The 13,954-nt window shown below is 35.1% G+C and carries 15 protein-coding genes; 2 read left to right on the top strand and 13 right to left on the bottom strand.

Annotated features, from left to right (window positions below):
* Positions 1 to 388: 388 nt before the first annotated feature.
* The 3 genes from BBH99_RS01455 to atpD form a co-directional block, all read right to left on the bottom strand.
* Positions 389 to 1,207, bottom strand: a complete 819-nt coding sequence (locus tag BBH99_RS01455) for a hypothetical protein (RefSeq protein WP_066691001.1) — start codon at positions 1,205 to 1,207, stop codon at positions 389 to 391.
* A 90-nt stretch (positions 1,208 to 1,297) separates the two neighbouring features.
* A complete protein-coding gene (locus BBH99_RS01450) occupies positions 1,298 to 1,579 on the bottom strand; it encodes a FoF1 ATP synthase subunit delta/epsilon (RefSeq protein ID WP_066690999.1) in 282 nt (93 codons plus the stop codon).
* 88 nt (positions 1,580 to 1,667) lie between these two features.
* Positions 1,668 to 3,176 (bottom strand): F0F1 ATP synthase subunit beta, encoded by a 1,509-nt coding sequence (gene atpD / locus BBH99_RS01445; protein ID WP_065397992.1) that lies wholly within the window; start codon positions 3,174 to 3,176, stop codon positions 1,668 to 1,670.
* Positions 3,177 to 3,383: 207 nt separating this feature from the next.
* Between atpD and BBH99_RS01440 the strand changes: the two genes are divergently transcribed.
* Positions 3,384 to 4,304, top strand: a complete 921-nt coding sequence (locus BBH99_RS01440) for a bifunctional riboflavin kinase/FAD synthetase (RefSeq protein ID WP_066690997.1) — start codon at positions 3,384 to 3,386, stop codon at positions 4,302 to 4,304.
* 42 nt (positions 4,305 to 4,346) lie between these two features.
* Here the strand turns inward: BBH99_RS01440 and BBH99_RS01435 are convergent, their stop codons facing one another.
* On the bottom strand, positions 4,347 to 4,835 hold the full coding sequence (locus BBH99_RS01435) for a hypothetical protein (RefSeq protein ID WP_066690995.1): 489 nt from the start codon (positions 4,833 to 4,835) through the stop codon (positions 4,347 to 4,349).
* 110 nt (positions 4,836 to 4,945) lie between these two features.
* A complete protein-coding gene (locus BBH99_RS01430) occupies positions 4,946 to 5,299 on the bottom strand; it encodes an MmcQ/YjbR family DNA-binding protein (protein ID WP_066690989.1) in 354 nt (117 codons plus the stop codon).
* 157 nt (positions 5,300 to 5,456) lie between these two features.
* On the opposite strand from BBH99_RS01430, the gene BBH99_RS01425 reads away from it, so the two are divergent.
* The gene (locus BBH99_RS01425) at positions 5,457 to 6,116 is read left to right on the top strand and encodes an NAD(P)H-binding protein (RefSeq protein WP_066690987.1); all 660 of its coding nucleotides are present in this window, start codon (positions 5,457 to 5,459) and stop codon (positions 6,114 to 6,116) included.
* Positions 6,117 to 6,222: 106 nt separating this feature from the next.
* Here the strand turns inward: BBH99_RS01425 and BBH99_RS01420 are convergent, their stop codons facing one another.
* The 8 genes from BBH99_RS01420 to BBH99_RS01385 all read right to left on the bottom strand — a co-directional run.
* Positions 6,223 to 6,738 (bottom strand): VOC family protein, encoded by a 516-nt coding sequence (locus BBH99_RS01420; RefSeq protein WP_317041474.1) that lies wholly within the window; start codon positions 6,736 to 6,738, stop codon positions 6,223 to 6,225.
* Positions 6,739 to 6,811: 73 nt separating this feature from the next.
* Positions 6,812 to 7,387, bottom strand: coding sequence for a glutathione peroxidase (locus BBH99_RS01415; RefSeq protein ID WP_066690985.1), 576 nt, complete (start codon positions 7,385 to 7,387; stop codon positions 6,812 to 6,814).
* Positions 7,388 to 7,424: 37 nt separating this feature from the next.
* Positions 7,425 to 8,090 carry a histidine kinase gene (locus BBH99_RS01410; RefSeq protein ID WP_066690982.1) on the bottom strand — a complete coding sequence of 222 codons (666 nt, stop codon included), beginning with the start codon at positions 8,088 to 8,090 and terminating at the stop codon, positions 7,425 to 7,427.
* A gap of 222 nt (positions 8,091 to 8,312) precedes the next feature.
* Positions 8,313 to 9,035, bottom strand: coding sequence for a 3-deoxy-manno-octulosonate cytidylyltransferase (kdsB, locus tag BBH99_RS01405; protein WP_066690974.1), 723 nt, complete (start codon positions 9,033 to 9,035; stop codon positions 8,313 to 8,315).
* Between the two features lie 279 nt (positions 9,036 to 9,314).
* Positions 9,315 to 10,304: a phosphatase PAP2 family protein gene (locus BBH99_RS01400; RefSeq protein WP_066690970.1), complete on the bottom strand. Its 990-nt coding sequence runs from the start codon at positions 10,302 to 10,304 to the stop codon at positions 9,315 to 9,317.
* A 130-nt stretch (positions 10,305 to 10,434) separates the two neighbouring features.
* A complete protein-coding gene (locus BBH99_RS01395; protein ID WP_066690968.1) occupies positions 10,435 to 11,025 on the bottom strand; it encodes a hypothetical protein in 591 nt (196 codons plus the stop codon).
* A gap of 151 nt (positions 11,026 to 11,176) precedes the next feature.
* Positions 11,177 to 12,430: a pyridoxal phosphate-dependent aminotransferase gene (locus tag BBH99_RS01390; RefSeq protein ID WP_066690967.1), complete on the bottom strand. Its 1,254-nt coding sequence runs from the start codon at positions 12,428 to 12,430 to the stop codon at positions 11,177 to 11,179.
* A gap of 259 nt (positions 12,431 to 12,689) precedes the next feature.
* Positions 12,690 to 13,954 (bottom strand): phospho-sugar mutase (locus BBH99_RS01385; protein ID WP_066690966.1); only part of this gene is annotated, 1,265 nt, incomplete at its 5' end.

The raw sequence follows: 13,954 nt of genomic DNA, 5'->3' as shown, positions 1-13,954 counted from the left end.
AATAGGTTTTGGCTGAAATCAATGCAACTGAAATTTTTATTAACAAACGGGTTAAAGCCACTTTTAATTGAATGGTTTGCTATGCTAAATTTTTAACTATAAAAATAAAATATTCATCATCTTTGTCATTCTGTAGGAATCCAGCCTCCTATTTTAATATACAATCTTTAGATTTCTTCAGAATGAGAAAATCATCAAAAACTCCCGCGGATTTCACAGATTTTCGCAGATGATTATGCTATATTTGTACAATGCAAAAAAAGAAAAAGTCGTGGATTCGTGGAAAAAATACACCATAAATACACGAATAAAAATAATGTATTTAAAATCGTAGTGAATGAAAAAACCTCAGAAAGTCTTCCAAGGTTTTGATTATTTTAAGCTACATTCAATTAGGAGTACCTTTCGTAACAGGTCCTACCGTTACTTTTTCCTGAACTTTAATAAAATTGGGATCCATGATAGCCATACGCTCTGCAAGCGCTTTATAGGTTGGGTACTTTAAAATAGAAGCTCTTCCGGACATTTCTTTGAAAAGAGTGAAAGACTTTCCACCAGCCGTTTTCAACTGTTTGGTTGTGGTAATATATTTCCCGATATATTTACTTTTTGCATCATAGATCTCGATATCAATAAAGCTTTTTTCCATAATTTTATCATCAGAACCAAAGCTTACCGGTAAATTGGTAAAATAGCCTACAGGAACTCCGTTGCTGAGAATTTCACCTACTTTATTAACTTCAAGATTCATTTTATCGATCTTTTTTCTAATAGTATAGGCATCCTTTGTTTTGCTGTCAAGCTTTCTTTTCGGAACATTTGAAAACAGTTCATCCAGAGTCTTCACATTGATCCCTTTATTATCAATGATTTTAAAATCTTTCACAGAAGTATAAACCGCAGATTTTTCTTCTCCGGAAAATGCTGAAGGAGATGAATAATCTACCTCAATGGTTTTATCTCTGTTGTATACCCTATTGATTTGTATATAACTGTCTCTAACTGAATCTACAATACTTTTATCGATAAATTTTATAGTATACAACGGGGTTTCTTTCAAATCCATGAAAGTGTATTCACTGCCTTTGTTTGAAATTTTGGCTACCGGGATGCCGTCTAAATTGATTATTCCTCTTTTGGTTTTGATATTCTGGGCATTGAGGAAAGTACCCAGAATTGTAAAGAATATGATTATACTTTTCTTCATAGAATCAGATTTTTACATGACTTGACATACAATAAAAAAAGTGTAACCAAAGTTACACTTTTTTGAAAATATATTTAGCTTTTCATTTAATTATTCGCAAAGGATAATTCCTTTGTTATGATTAAATTCCACAACACCGCTCTTGATAGAATATGAAAAAACAGAGTCTTTATCATTTTCTTTGGTTAGGTTTTTAGCAAAAGCTTCATTTACAGAATTAGTAAAAAGCTTTACTTTCCCACCAACTAAAGAAGAAACAATTCCTGCGTGGTTTTTCATGATGTGAAATTCACCATTTTTTCCAGGCAGTAATACTGAGTTTACTTCTCCTTCAAAAACTACGTATTCTGGTGTTAAAATTTTTATATTCATTTTAATTTAGATTTGAAGATTTCAGATTTCAGATTTCAGACAACGTTAAAGTCTCATGTCTGGTATCTGATATCTTGTGTCTAATTTATTAAGCGTTTTCAGCTAACATTTTTTGTCCAGCTTCGATAGCTTCCTCGATAGTTCCTTTCAAGTTGAAAGCAGCTTCTGGTAAGTGATCTAATTCACCATCCATAATCATGTTGAATCCTTTGATCGTATCTTTGATATCTACTAATGATCCTGGAATACCTGTAAACTGTTCTGCTACGTGGAAAGGCTGAGATAAGAATCTCTGAACTTTTCTTGCACGGTAAACAACTGCTTTATCTTCTTCAGAAAGTTCTTCCATACCAAGGATCGCGATAATATCTTGAAGCGCTTTGTATCTTTGAAGAATTTCTTTTACTCTTTGAGCACAGTTGTAGTGATCGTGACCGATAACTTCAGGAGCCAAGATTCTTGAAGTAGATGCTAGTGGGTCTACCGCTGGGTAAATACCTAATGAAGCAATCTTTCTGTCAAGTACCGTAGTTGCATCCAAGTGAGCAAACGTAGTTGCAGGAGCCGGGTCAGTTAAGTCATCCGCAGGTACATATACCGCCTGTACTGAAGTAATTGAACCGTTTTTAGTTGAAGTAATTCTTTCCTGCATCGCACCCATTTCAGAAGCAAGAGTTGGTTGGTAACCTACCGCAGATGGCATACGACCAAGAAGTGCAGATACCTCAGAACCAGCCTGTGTAAAACGGAAGATGTTGTCTACGAAGAAAAGTACGTCTCTACCTTGTCCGCTTTCACCACCATCTCTATAGTACTCAGCTAATGTAAGACCAGAAAGGGCTACTCTAGCTCTCGCACCTGGCGGCTCGTTCATCTGTCCGAATACGAATGCTGCTTTAGAATCTTTCATAGCTTCTAAGTCTACTTTAGAAAGATCCCAACCTCCATTTTCCATAGAGTGCATGAAATCATCACCATATTTGATAATTCCAGATTCTAACATCTCTCTCAAAAGGTCATTTCCTTCTCTCGTTCTTTCACCTACTCCGGCGAATACAGAAAGACCTCCGTGTCCTTTTGCAATATTGTTAATCAACTCCTGAATCAATACTGTTTTACCTACACCGGCACCACCGAACAATCCAATTTTACCTCCTTTTGCGTAAGGCTCAACTAGGTCGATTACTTTAATACCTGTAAATAAAACTTCTGCTGAAGTTGATAATTGATCAAATTTTGGAGCTGGTCTGTGAATTGGAAGACCACCATCCTTAGAAATATCTTGAAGTCCGTCGATAGCATCACCAACAACGTTGAATAGTCTTCCGTTTACAGCCTCACCGATTGGCATAGTAATAGGATTTCCGTATCCGATTACATCTTGACCTCTCTTAAGACCGTCAGTAGCGTCCATTGCAATACATCTTACTGTATCTTCGCCAATATGTTGTTCTACCTCTAAAACTACTTTTTCACCGTTTTCTTTTGTAATTTCTAACGCGTCATAGATTGCAGGAACTGCTTCTACATCTGTAAAGACAACGTCGATTACCGGACCAATAATTTGAGAAATTTTACCTTTAATTTGGTTTGCCATTGCTAAATTTTTTCTTGGTGCAAATATAGTGATTCTTCCTAAACCCGCAATTGGTAAAAAAAAGATTTTTATCATGCTTTTTAGAAATTAACCCATGCAGCAATTTATCATTCTCCAAGCCCTATTTGCCAGAAAAAAATATTGATTCATTGTTATATTGATAGATTGTTACATTATATCTATATTTGCAGTCAAATTTTTCCCGTTTTGAAAGTTTTCAAGAATTTTAAAGATTATTCCTCCCAAAAGCCTCTAGCATTGTCTTTAGGTATGTTTGACGGGGTGCATCTTGGACATAAAAGTATTATTGATGAGCTGATTAAGGTAGGAACAGAAAACAATCTGGAAACTGCTATCCTTACTTTCTGGCCACATCCCCGATTTGTTTTTAATCCTAACGAAGATTTAAAACTTCTGAATACCATAGAGGAAAAACAACAACGTATTGAAACCTGTGGCATTGAAAATCTGTTTATTAAAGAATTTGATGAGGAATTCAGGAATCTTACCGGGGAAGAATTTGTGCGTCAGATCCTGATTGATAAACTGAATGTAAAATACCTTATTATAGGATACGATCATTCTTTCGGAAAAAATAAAAGCGGAAATTTTGAACTTCTTCAAAAGCTGTCTGAAGAACTTGATTTTGAAGTGGAACAAATGGAAGCCATTAATATTCATGAGAACAACATCAGTTCTACCAAAGTCCGTACTGCTCTTTTAACAGGTAATATTAAAGAGGCCAATGAAATGCTGGGATACTCCTACCCTGTTTCCGGAACTGTGGTTCATGGGAAGAAAATTGGAAGAACTATTGGATATCCAACTGCTAATATAGATACGGAATCTATCAAACTTCTCCCTAAAAAAGGGGCTTATATTGTTGAAGTGGAAGTAAAAGGCCAGCAATATAAAGGAATGTTGAGCATCGGAACCAATCCTACAGTAAATGGAGAAAAATTAACGGTTGAAGTCTATATCCTTAATTTTAACGATGATATTTATGGCGAAAAGATTACTGTAAAATTCAGGGATTTTCTTCATGATGAAATCAAATTTGAAGGATTGGAAAAGCTTATTGAGCGTCTTGATGAAGATAAGCGATTGACAGAAGAATTTAATTTCTAAGATATACAAAAGGCTATTCAGTGATGAATAGCCTTGTTATTTTTATTTTAATATTTTTAAATTGATCTTCTGAGTTTCATTACTCATCGTCACAGTAGGAAATGCTTTATCATAATCTATCGCAATATCTCCTTTACTGTCTGCCATTCCGTTTCCGTCAGAATCCCAGCTCAAGGCAATATAATATTTGACAGGTCCTGCAGGTTTAGGGCTAATTTTACTTACTGCATCCTTAGGTACATTGAAATCAATAGTAAAAGGCACTGATTTCTGCTCGTATTCTTTTTCTTCAAGTAAGGTAGCCGGAGCATCTGCTAAATTTGAGTCTACACCATATAAACTTACTTTCAGTTTAGCATTTGTAATGGTAAACTTATCAGTTCCTACAAATTCCAACTTAAGATTATCGGAAGTATTTTCTGCAGTTTTCTCAGTTACTGCAGGCTCAGGAGTTGCTTTCTTTTCTGCTTTATTACAGCTTGAGAGTGTCAATGCACCAGCAGCCATTAATAATAAAAGGTGATTTTTCATATATTCTTATTTTAATTGATGCCTGTTTAGTATTTCACAGATATTTGATAACAAAATTTATACCCTTCATAGTATAACTTTCGATTTATAAACGAATATATTTTCCTGATTTAGTAATTATTGATTTCATTCTGAACCTTTTTAGTTAAAGATTTAAAAACTAAATCATAAGAATGATCAATTAATTTAAAAATAAGATCTCTCTTCAACCCATCTACTGAAACAGAATTCCAATGTGTTTTATTCATATGATAGGCTCCTGTAATCTGGGGATATTGCTGCCGAAGCTCCGCACTCCATTCAGGATCTGTCTTTACATTGATCGACAATGGCTGCCTTTCAAGCCCCATCAATAGAAACATTTTAGTATCTACTTTTAATACAAGGGTTTCATTATCAAAAGGAAAACTTTCTGTAACTGCTTTTTTAGCAAGGCAATAGTCTAGTATTTCGTTGGCATCCATGGCTTTTTATGAGTAATAGGCAATTAGTAATATAGTGGACGATTGGATTATAGATGTTTAATAACAAGATCTTTTATCTTTTATCTTTTATCTTTTATCTTTTATCCAAATTTAGTAAATTTAAGAAAGAAAATACCATCACATCAAACCCATTGTTATGAAAGCTTTAGTAATCGGTGCTACAGGCGCCACAGGAAAAGACTTGGTTAATCAACTACTTAATGATAATGCTTTTGAGAAAGTTGATATTTTTGTAAGAAAACCTGTTGATATTGAGAACGAGAAGCTTAAAGTTCATGTTGTGAATTTTGAAAAGCCTGAAGAATGGAAAGCAATGGTGAAGGGAGATGTGGCATTTTCCTGTCTTGGGACTACTTTGAAGGATGCCGGAAGCAAGGAGGCACAGAAAAAAGTAGACTTTAATTATCAATATGAATTTGCAAAAGCCGCCAGGGAGAATGAGGTGGAAGATTATATTCTGGTTTCCGCTTATGGTGCCGATCCGAAATCAAGGATTTTTTATTCTAAAATGAAAGGTGAACTGGAAGAAGCTGTAAAACAATTACATTTCAATAAAATTACCATTTTCAAACCCGGAATGCTGGAAAGAAAAAACTCTGAAAGAACAGGTGAAGTCCTGGGCAGCAGAATTATAAAATTTGCGAATAAGCTTGGTTTATTGGAAAGTCAAACACCTTTACCAACAGATATTTTAGCCAAAGCAATGATTAATTCCTCAAAAATTAAAAGCAATGGCTACTCCAGTATCAAGCTTGGGAATATTTTCTGTTTTGCAGACAAAGTGATTGATAAATGATAGAAAATTATACTAAAAATCTGTGTAAATCCGTGCAATCTGTAGAAATATTATTTAACCACAGATTTTCGCAGATTTGCACAGATGCATGGGATTAAAGAGTCATTTATTTTGTGGTTTTGCTCCCCATGCTTTGTCCTAATTTTTCATATTCAATATCGTTAGGCTCCCAAAGCTCAATTTTATTGCCCTCAATATCCATTATATGAACGAATTTTCCATATTCGTAAGTTTCAATTTTGTCTACAATAGTTACGTTTTCTTTCTTTAATTCTGCAACTAATTTTTCAAGATCCTGTACACGATAATTAATCATGAAATCTTTTTCGGATGGCTGAAAATATTTTGTTTTCTCATTGAAAGGACTCCATTGACTGAAACCTTTCTTAGTATTATCTGCACCTTGGTACCATTCAAAAACAGATCCGTACTCATTGACTTCAAACCCTAAATGTTCTTTATACCATTCCCTCATTTTTTTAGGATCTTTAGATTTGAAAAAGATTCCGCCAATCCCTGTTACTCTTTTCAGATCATCATGCTCTTTTTCTGTAACTGCTTTAAAGGCAAATCCTGATAAGAAAGCTGCCAGAATACAAACGGCAAAAAATATTTTTTTCATGAGTTCCAATTTAATTTGCAATAAAAAAAGTGGATGCATCCATCCACTTTGTAAAAATATACTTTTTTATTTCTTATTTCAAATATTTTGTAATTGATTCGCTTGTAGGTTTTGTAGTACTTACAAAGCTATCGATCAGCTTCCCGTTCTCATCAATCAGGAATTTGGTAAAGTTCCAAAGGATAGTGGTATTTTTTACTCCGTTTAATTCCTGTTCCGTTAAGTATTTAAAGATAGGTGCAGTATCATCGCCTTTTACTGAAACTTTTGCTGCCATTGGGAATGTTACTCCGTAATTTTTCTGGCAAAATGTTCCTATTTCAGCATTGGTTCCCGGTTCCTGACCTCCAAAGTTGTTGGCAGGGAAACCTACTACTACCAATTTGTCTTTATATTCCTCATATACTTTTTCCAGATCTGCATACTGAGGGGTAAATCCACATTCAGAGGCGGTATTAACGATCAGTATCTTTTTTCCTTTGAAATCTGCAAAGTTGATTTCTTTTCCGTCAAGGCTTTCTACTTTAAAGTCATATATTGTTTTTCCCATAAGTTCTTTGGTTTTAGCTTGAGAAATTTCACTTTTCTGATTGGTGCAGCTTTGCAGAAACGCAATAAAAGAAAGCAGCATTAAAAAAATATTTTTCATTTCTTATAGATTTTAAGCAGCCTGAACTGCAGATGAATTAAAACTTAAAAATATTCGCCGGAAAAACCTTGTTAACGTCTACTCTGTTAAGGAGCATCACATAATCGCCATCCTTTTTAGGGCTTGAAGATTCTATTCTGAAAGGCATGGTAAGGTTTCCTACTTTTTTATAATCGGAATATACCAAGGTTTCATCTTTTTTAATTTCTTTCAAAAGCATATAAGTTTTTGTATCAAAATAATACATATTCTTATTCACATTCTTGGTTAGTTCCACTTTATGGCAATAGATCTCTCCTACTTTTTCTTTTCCCAGATATTTGGCATCAAATCCTTTACTTTCCCAGTCAATAAAATCATTATCAAAACTTTCCGGTACATATTCCGGGTATACCTGAAGTTTATTGGCTGCATAGTTCATTGCATATCCTTTGTTTCCATCGAAACCTTCAATTGCAGTTTCTTTTCCTCCTACCACAATAATTGTTTTGGTAAGATTGGGGCGCTGCTGGTAAATTTTTATAGGATATTCATCTTTGATCCCCAGTACCACTTTTCCCTGCAGCAATACGGAGTTTAAAAGCTTCCAATTCGTTAGACCTCCTGACAGTTCAATATTTTTATCTATAATTTCCTTTGCAGTTTGGCCATAATACAATGAACTTGTAACAGTAAAAAGGACTAAGTATATTATTTTTTTCATTTAATTTTATTAAAATAGTTATTGAAAGAAGGGTTAAAAATCCAGCCTAAGTTCTGTTATTATTTTAGGGAAGCTGATTTCATTTTATATTTAAAAATCCGCTCCGGATCTTCTTTTACAACTTATTTATCATTTCAAATATAAGAGGAATTGGGGTAAAAAGCAAAAAGGCCGGAAAAGTAAAGTTGAATTACCTTATTCACAGCTTATATTATTTTCCAATCAGATTAATTTTCTTGCTTTTTCCAGATCTTCCGGTGTATCAATTCCTACTCCAACAAAATTGGTTTCTATCATTTTGATTTTCATTCCATATTCAAGATAGCGGATGCATTCGATCTTTTCGGATATTTCCAAAGGTTTCATCTCCAGTTTTGAAAACTGTAATAACGCTTCTTTTCTGAAGGCATACACTCCGATATGTTTAAAGTAGCTCACATTATAAGAAATTTCTCTGTGAAAAGGAATTACAGAACGGCTAAAATATAGGGCAAAACCGTTGTTATCCGTAATTACTTTTACGTTATTCGGATTTTCTATTTCTTCTTTCTCTGAGAGTTGTATTTTTAGAGAAGCCAGGGAAATTTCCTGCTGATCGTCCTGCTTAAAAACCTCAATTAATTGTTTCAAAGGTTCAAGCTTAAGAAATGGCTCATCCCCCTGAACATTAATAACGATATCACAGTCAATGTTTTGTACTGCTTCGGCAATACGATCGCTTCCTGTTTCGTGTTGTCCTGTCATAACAGCTTTTCCTCCATTTTTAGTGATTTCATCCAGGATGATTTCAGAGTCTGTTGCTACAAATACTTCATCAAACAGTCCGGTTTCTACTACATTCTGGTAGGTAGTGGTAATAACGGTTTTTTCTCCCAATATCTGCATCAGTTTTCCCGGAAAACGGCTTGCTTCATAGCGTGCAGGGATTACAGCGATTATTTTCATTCAGTACAATATTAATTAAGTCTTTTTCAAGCCATCATTTCCAAAAAGGTAAATGATATGGCTTATCCAGATCAAAAATAGTGAAAACTATTTTAGTTTGTTCTATAAAATGTGGTATTATACCCAATTTCGCTCTTACTTCTTAAGATTTGTATCTGTTTGAAAAACAAAATTCCCACATTTTCGATGAAAATGTGAGAATCGGGTATAGATTTTTAAATGAGTCGATTAATTAAAATGCCGAATCTTAAGGAATGGAAGAGATTCTTTATCGTCATACTAAAATGATAATTTTACCCCTACCATATTGTATTCCCATTGGCGGGATGCCATAAGGTCAAATTTATATTTTGTTTTTCCTATGGTCCCTTCTGAGGAAGTATATCTGCTTTTTGAGATGGTTTTTCCAATGAAATATCCCATTAATAGAGCTAACGGATAATCTGAAGCCCAGTGCACTTTACTTTGCATCATCTGAAAACATAAAGCCCCGGCTAATGTGTATCCTACAGGCTTTATCCATCTCGCATCAGGATAGTTGTCTGCAATAACGGTGATTCCTGCCATAAACGTTGTTAAATGTCCTGATGGCATGGCATCATAGTTTGATGTATACTTACTGAATGCTGAAAAGCTTGGAAACGGATTCCATGCACCACCTTTATTACCATTTTCTTCTGCTATAAACGGGCTTTCTCTTCCGGTAATCCTTTTGATGGTTTGGGTGAAAACTCCGGAAAGAATTAAACTTTCCATTAATCCACTGGCTGTAGCCTGTGCTCTGTAATCATTTTTAATTAAACCATACGTTCCGAAACCAATCCCCAATAATACCAATGTAGAACCATTTCCAATCAGGTACAATGTAGATCCGATATCTTTAGGAATTTTGAAAACACCTCCTACTTTGGTATAGTTGTTATCCTTATCCATTCCCCATCTTTCTCCAAGCTCTCTTGAGTTATCAATTAATTTCTGATCGAAAGGTAAAAGGATAAGTGTGGAAGTAACAGCACCTCCTAAATAATAGGCATGATCTTTTGCTACAAAATCTTTATTGGTGTTAATAAAGTTTCGGGGAAGTTTGGTTACAAAATCCAGCAGTTTAGGCTTTGGATATGTTCGCACAGAACCATCTTTCAGCGTATAAGTCTGTACTTTAGGTAAGTCCTGTACTACAGGTGACAATTCTTTTACCTGTAATGTATCCACCTCCTGCGAGCATACCAATATAGACATTGGCAGTAGCAAAAATCTCAATTTTTTCATCGTTGTTGTTTTCAACCCTGTTTATTCTTAGCTTATAAAAGTCCCAAAGGTAATTCCTTGTTAACTTTAGTGAAAGTGTTTGTTTAATTTTTAATATTTATTTAATTTTTTTATAAAATGAGTAAGCAACCTAGTTTATATAATTGATTAGAAAAATTATTCCATAGATCCAGGAAATGTAGAGTAATGAATATAGAAAGCCTAATCCAAAGCTTTTTACGATATCTCCTTTACATCTCCAGGAATTTTTAAAGACATGACGTAATGCTCTAAAGAAGATCCAGTATAACATGGCCGCCAAAAATAAAATGGCAGACCAAAAGAAAAGGCCAAGAAAGTAAGAAAGAAATACTAGTAAAATAGAAAATATCAGCCATACAATAACTGAAAGTACTGCCCCACCTATACCATCCCCTACAGCTGGTGGATCAAAATCAAAACTGCCAATCTCTGGTGCTTTATCAGAATATTTTTTTATACTTTCTTTATTTAAAATGCTTCCAACATTATCTTTTAATTTAAAACCATAATACAGTCCTGAGCTGATAAACAGGAAAAATGCTCCTGCTAAAATAGAAGTTGATAAGAGAGAGTTTTGAAATAATGACCGATGATCTCCTATCCCGGAAAGCCAGACACAGACAATGACCAAAATGATAATCATCAAGGTAGAATAACTCAGAACTTTTGTTTCAAGGAAGTATTTTCTGGGGAGTTTCATAGTGTATAGGTATTGAAAACGCTTCGACTCCGCTCAGCGTGACATTTTTATAATCTACCAGTATAACAATGTACCAGTGTAACAATATTCACCAATATGAAAATTGGTAAACTGGTACACTGGTACATTTAATTAATTAAAGTAAGCTTAATTATTTCAGATTATTCAAAGCAGTTTCCAGTTTTGGCAGCATTACTTTGATCTCATCTACAGCCAACCCTCCTACGGAAGCACGGAACCAAGGTTCAGATTTATCCTCCCCGAATGCTGAGAATGGTACTAAAGCCACTCCTGCTTCATTGATTAAGTAGAATACAAGGTCTGAAGAGTTTTCAATAACAGCTCCGTCAGGTTTTGTTTTTCCGATATAGTTTAATTTGATGGTAAGGTAAAGCGCTCCCATAGGTTCAATACTGTCTACCGCTAAGCCTTTTCCTTTCAGATCCTGAACGCCGCCGTGAAGAACTTTTAAGCTTTCTTCTAATTTAGCTTTGAAATCTTCTACAAATACATTTACATTTTCAGGGTTTTCAAAGAATTTAGCGGTGGCTTCCTGCTCTGGTTTTGGAGCCCATGCTCCTACGTGTGTAAGGAGTGCTTTCATTTTATCAATGATATGAGCAGGTCCGAATCCCCATCCTACACGTACACCTGTTGCAGCAAGACATTTTGAAATACCATCAATGTACACGGTATATTCTTTCATTTCAGGGAAAAGAGAAACCGGATCTACGTGCTGTGCGCCGAAAGTAAGATTAGAATAGATTTGGTCATACATTAAGTACAATGGTTTTTCGTCTGCTCCTCTCTTTTTGTTTTCAGCGATCACCAGTTCACAGATTTCAGATAGCTGCTCTTTGGTGAACATGGTTCCTGTTGGGTTCAATGGTGAGCAAAGTGCTAATAAAACCGCACCATCCAAATGTGGCTTTAAATCGTCTGCAGTTGGAAGGAAGTTGGTTTCAGGCCTTGTTTTTACTTCTACGGCATTAGCGGAAGTAAGGTAAGCGTAGTGGTTGTTATTCCATGATGGTGTAGGATATACTACTTTATCTCCTTCGTCTACGATGGTTTTATATACAGCATAGATTAATGGTCTTGATCCTGCTGTGATCAAAATATCGTTTGGAGAATAATCCAGGTTCCATCTGTTTTTCAAGTCTTTGGAAACTTCTTTTCTTAAAGATAAAAGTCCGTTGGCAGGTGGATAGTTGGTCAGGTTATTCTGATAGGCTTTCTGAATCTCTTCCTTCAGCAATGCCGGAATAGGATAGATATTAGAATTCAGGTCACCAATAGTAAGATTGGCAATTTCTGCACCTTTTGCTTTTAGATCATTTACTTCGTTACCAATTTTTACAATTTCAGAACCGATCAGGTTCGCTGCTAATTTTGAAACTTTCACTTTATTTTTATTTAAAATTTACTAATATTATCTTCTCAGGTTGATTTTGTTTTCTATTTGATCCACCGGTATATGGACATCATAAGCGGCTATCAGTTCTTTAGTTTTTTTATGATATCAGCGCTTGGATATGTTTATGGTTATTGAACCGTTTGCCGATTTTGCATCCGGAACTGCAGTCTCCTTGTTACAGGAAACTACAGCTACAGACAGTAGGCAAACTGTTATAGTTTTTTATCACAAGTGCTTTATCAGATAATTAATCCAGCTTTAAATCTGTTTTAACGGCCTGTATTTTAGCTTCCAATGATTTCAGTTTATCTTTAAAATCGGCTTCAGAAGAGATAGCATCTTTTACTGAAACATAGAATTTAATTTTAGGTTCTGTTCCTGAAGGTCTTACACAAACTTTAGTTCCATCCTGAGTATAGTAGATCAATACGTTAGATTGTGGAATTTCGTTCATTACTTTTTTCTCTCCTGATGAAATGGTAAGGCTTGTCTGCTCTTTAAAGTCTTTTACTTCTTCCACTGGTGAACCTGCCAATTCTTTTGGAGGGTTTTCACGGAAGTTTTTCATCATATTCTGAATTTCTTCAGCACCTTCTTTTCCTTTTCTTACGATATTTACCAATCCTTCGTAATACATTCCAAGGTCTTCATAGATCTCGATCATGTACTGGTACATTGTTTTACCATTGGCTTTACACCAGGCAGCAATTTCACAAGCTAAAAGGATACTTCCACAAGAATCTTTATCACGAACGAAATCTCCGGTCATGAACCCGAAACTTTCTTCTCCGCCACACACAAATTTCTGAGTTCCTTCTGCTTCACGGATCATTTTTCCGATCCACTTGAATCCTGTAAGACCTACTTTGCATTCCACACCGAATTTCTGTGCAATATCATAGAAAATATCAGAAGTAACAATGGTAGAACCAATGAATTCTTTTCCGGTAATTCTACCTTGTTTTCTCCATTCGTTCAGAATATAGTAAGTAAGAATTGTATTGGTTTGGTTACCGTTCAGTAACTGCATCTCACCATCAAGGTTTCTTACGGCAATTCCTAATCTGTCACCATCCGGATCTGTTCCGATAACGATGTCTGCATTGGTAATTTTTGCAAGATCCATCGCCATTTCCAATGCTGCCGGCTCTTCTGGATTTGGAGATTCTACGGTAGGGAAATTTCCGCTTGGGATCATCTGCTCTTTAACCAAGTCTACTTTTTTGAACCCTGCTTTTGCTAATGCTTTAGGAATTGTAGTATAAGTAGTCCCGTGAATAGAAGTGAAAACAATATTTAAGTTTTCTTTTCCTTCATTCTGGTAAGTAGAATTTTCAATACATGCATCAATGTACACATCATCCTGCTCTTCTCCGATCCATTCAATCAGATCATCATTTCCGTTGAATTTAATTTCTTCGAATTTTACGGAATATACTTCTTTGATGATGGCTTCATCATTTGGCGGAACAATCTGTGCCCCGTCATTCCAATATACTTTATATCCGTTAT

Origin of the sequence: Chryseobacterium contaminans, assembly GCF_001684955.1 — a bacterium.
GTDB classification, from domain to species: Bacteria; Bacteroidota; Bacteroidia; order Flavobacteriales; family Weeksellaceae; genus Chryseobacterium; species Chryseobacterium contaminans.
The sequence above is the reverse complement of the archived record's forward strand: the minus strand, read 5'-3'. Positions and strand labels throughout refer to the sequence as shown.

Excerpts from the sequence above, each read along its gene's own strand:
- BBH99_RS01420 (WP_317041474.1), bottom strand. The coding sequence starts at position 6,738 with ATGAAAAAAATATTTTTTGCCGTTTGTATTCTGGCAGCTTTCTTATCA.
- BBH99_RS01430 (WP_066690989.1), bottom strand. The coding sequence starts at position 5,299 with ATGGATGCCAACGAAATACTAGACTATTGCCTTGCTAAAAAAGCAGTT.
- BBH99_RS01415 (WP_066690985.1), bottom strand. The coding sequence starts at position 7,387 with ATGAAAAATATTTTTTTAATGCTGCTTTCTTTTATTGCGTTTCTGCAA.
- atpD (WP_065397992.1), bottom strand. The coding sequence starts at position 3,176 with ATGGCAAACCAAATTAAAGGTAAAATTTCTCAAATTATTGGTCCGGTA.
- BBH99_RS01410 (WP_066690982.1), bottom strand. The coding sequence starts at position 8,090 with ATGAAAAAAATAATATACTTAGTCCTTTTTACTGTTACAAGTTCATTG.
- kdsB (WP_066690974.1), bottom strand. The coding sequence starts at position 9,035 with ATGAAAATAATCGCTGTAATCCCTGCACGCTATGAAGCAAGCCGTTTT.
- BBH99_RS01450 (WP_066690999.1), bottom strand. The coding sequence starts at position 1,579 with ATGAATATAAAAATTTTAACACCAGAATACGTAGTTTTTGAAGGAGAA.
- BBH99_RS01435 (WP_066690995.1), bottom strand. The coding sequence starts at position 4,835 with ATGAAAAATCACCTTTTATTATTAATGGCTGCTGGTGCATTGACACTC.
- BBH99_RS01400 (WP_066690970.1), bottom strand. The coding sequence starts at position 10,304 with ATGAAAAAATTGAGATTTTTGCTACTGCCAATGTCTATATTGGTATGC.
- BBH99_RS01425 (WP_066690987.1), top strand. The coding sequence starts at position 5,457 with ATGAAAGCTTTAGTAATCGGTGCTACAGGCGCCACAGGAAAAGACTTG.
- BBH99_RS01455 (WP_066691001.1), bottom strand. The coding sequence starts at position 1,207 with ATGAAGAAAAGTATAATCATATTCTTTACAATTCTGGGTACTTTCCTC.
- BBH99_RS01395 (WP_066690968.1), bottom strand. The coding sequence starts at position 11,025 with ATGAAACTCCCCAGAAAATACTTCCTTGAAACAAAAGTTCTGAGTTAT.